General features: G+C 62.7%; 2 protein-coding genes. Both read right to left on the bottom strand.

Annotated elements, in window-relative coordinates; genetic code table 11:
• Positions 1-1,155, bottom strand: a 1,155-nt coding sequence (locus VZ95_RS13385) for a tripartite tricarboxylate transporter permease (protein WP_045776291.1), incomplete at its 3' end; no start/stop codon positions are given.
• On the bottom strand, positions 1,156-1,794 hold the full coding sequence (locus tag VZ95_RS13380; protein ID WP_045776290.1) for a tripartite tricarboxylate transporter TctB family protein: 639 nt from the start codon (positions 1,792-1,794) through the stop codon (positions 1,156-1,158).
• Positions 1,795-1,896 lie beyond the last annotated feature (102 nt).

Below are 1,896 nucleotides of genomic sequence, written 5' to 3'. Positions count from 1 at the left end.
CAGCAATCGTACCCAGAGGCCGATCATCGGTAGATTGATGATGAGCAGCAGCAGATTGCCGATCCACATCGAGGCGATCATGCCCCAGAACAAATCGGGGGTACGCGTCATCACCAGTGGGCCGGGGATGATACCGTGAATGGTCATCGCACCTACCATCAGGGCCATAACCGCATTCGGTGGAATTCCCAGCGTCAGCAGAGGAATAAAGGAGGTTTGGGCTCCGGCATTATTGGCCGCTTCCGGCCCTGCGACGCCTTCAATTGCGCCTTTACCGAAACGGCTTGGGTCTTTTGCCAGCTTCTTTTCCATCGAATAGGTGGCGAACGGCCCCAGCACGGCGCCATTGCCGGGCAATAATCCCAGGATCGAGCCGATCAGCGTGCCGCGCGCAATCGGGGCGGCAGACTGCTTCAGATCGGCTTTCGAGGGGAGAAGACGGCCGATGGTACCGCGCACGACATCGCGGTTTTCCACTGCATCGAGGTTGCGCAGAATTTCGGCAATCCCGAAAATGCCCATAGCGAGCACGGCAAAATCGATCCCGTCCGAGAGAAACTCCAGCCCCAGCGTCAGGCGTTCCTGGCCGGTGCCGAGATCGGTTCCCACGGTCGAAAGCAATGTGCCGACGAGGATCATGGCGATGGCCTTCAGAATCGAGCCGTGGGCCAGCACGACGGCGAAGACGAGGCCCATCAGCATGAGGGCGAAATATTCGGAGGGGCCGAACACCAGCGCTAATTTCGTCAGCGGTGCGCCGAGCGCCGCAATCAGCAGGGTTGCGAAAGTCCCGGCGATGAAGGAGCCGATGGCCGCAATCCCCAGCGCGACCCCGGCACGCCCTTGGCGGGCCATTTGGTGCCCGTCGAGCGTGGTGACGACGGCAGTCGCCTCGCCGGGAATATTCACCAAAATCGCCGTGGTGGAGCCGCCATATTGCGCACCGTAATAAATGCCCGCGAGCATAATCAGCGCGCCGACCGGGTCGAGCCCGAAGGTGATCGGTAGCAGCATGCTGATGGTAGCAATCGGCCCGACGCCCGGCAAAATCCCAACGAGGGTTCCGACGAGACAACCGACAAAGCAGAGGGCGATATTTTGCAGCGAGAGCGCAACGCTCAACCCAAGGCCGAGGTTGGAGAAAAGATCAACCATCTAGCGGGCCTCCCAGTTGCGGGTCAGCAGAAAAACGGCCAGCGCGGCGCTCAGCAGCGCGGCTGCGGTGAGGCGAAGCGCGCCCTTATAGCTCCAATCCGCAAACAGGCTTTCTGCCAGGGCTTGCGGCAACAGCGGAATCGGCAGGTTCAGCATATCGCCGAACAGCAGCATGCAGAGGGGCGTCAGGGTGAGCGCCAGCAGCAGTAAGGGCCGAAACCGCGCGCCCGGCGCGGCATAGCCACCGAGGAAAATCGTCAGCGGTCCCGCCACGACCAACCCCAGTTCCGGCGTCGTGAGGCTGCCCAAGGACATCGGTTTGATCGTCAGCGCGAAACAGGCGATGGCAAGCGTGATGCACAGCGGGCCGCGCAACGACCAGAGGGGCATCGCCGCACCCCGCGTCATGACGCCGGTGATCGTTAAAATCACACCCGATAGGGCAATCAGCACCGTTAAGGCCTGCGGCAGCATACCGGGACCCGCCGACCGTAAGGTTCCGCGCGGCAAATCGGCGGTAAGCCAAAAGGCGAGGCCTGCCAAGGCGATGAGAAGCAGCCCGGCGATACAGGTTTGCGGCGAAGCGATGCCGCGCGCGGGCCCCGTGCGGGAGGCGGTTGAGGCGGAAAATTCCGTCATATCAGAGGTTCCTGAGGTCGGGCGTTGCCGTGCCGCGCGGGCGGGCAAGGGTTTGGCGTCGGCCCCTCCAATCCAACCGGGGGGAGCGGTTGGACGGGGAGG

The sequence above is a fragment of the Elstera litoralis genome, from assembly GCF_000963705.1.
GTDB classification, from domain to species: Bacteria; Pseudomonadota; Alphaproteobacteria; order Elsterales; family Elsteraceae; genus Elstera; species Elstera litoralis.
Note: the sequence above shows the minus strand (reverse complement) of the source record. Positions and strands in the feature narration are given on the sequence as shown.

Excerpts from the sequence above, each read along its gene's own strand:
- VZ95_RS13380 (WP_045776290.1), bottom strand. The coding sequence starts at position 1,794 with ATGACGGAATTTTCCGCCTCAACCGCCTCCCGCACGGGGCCCGCGCGC.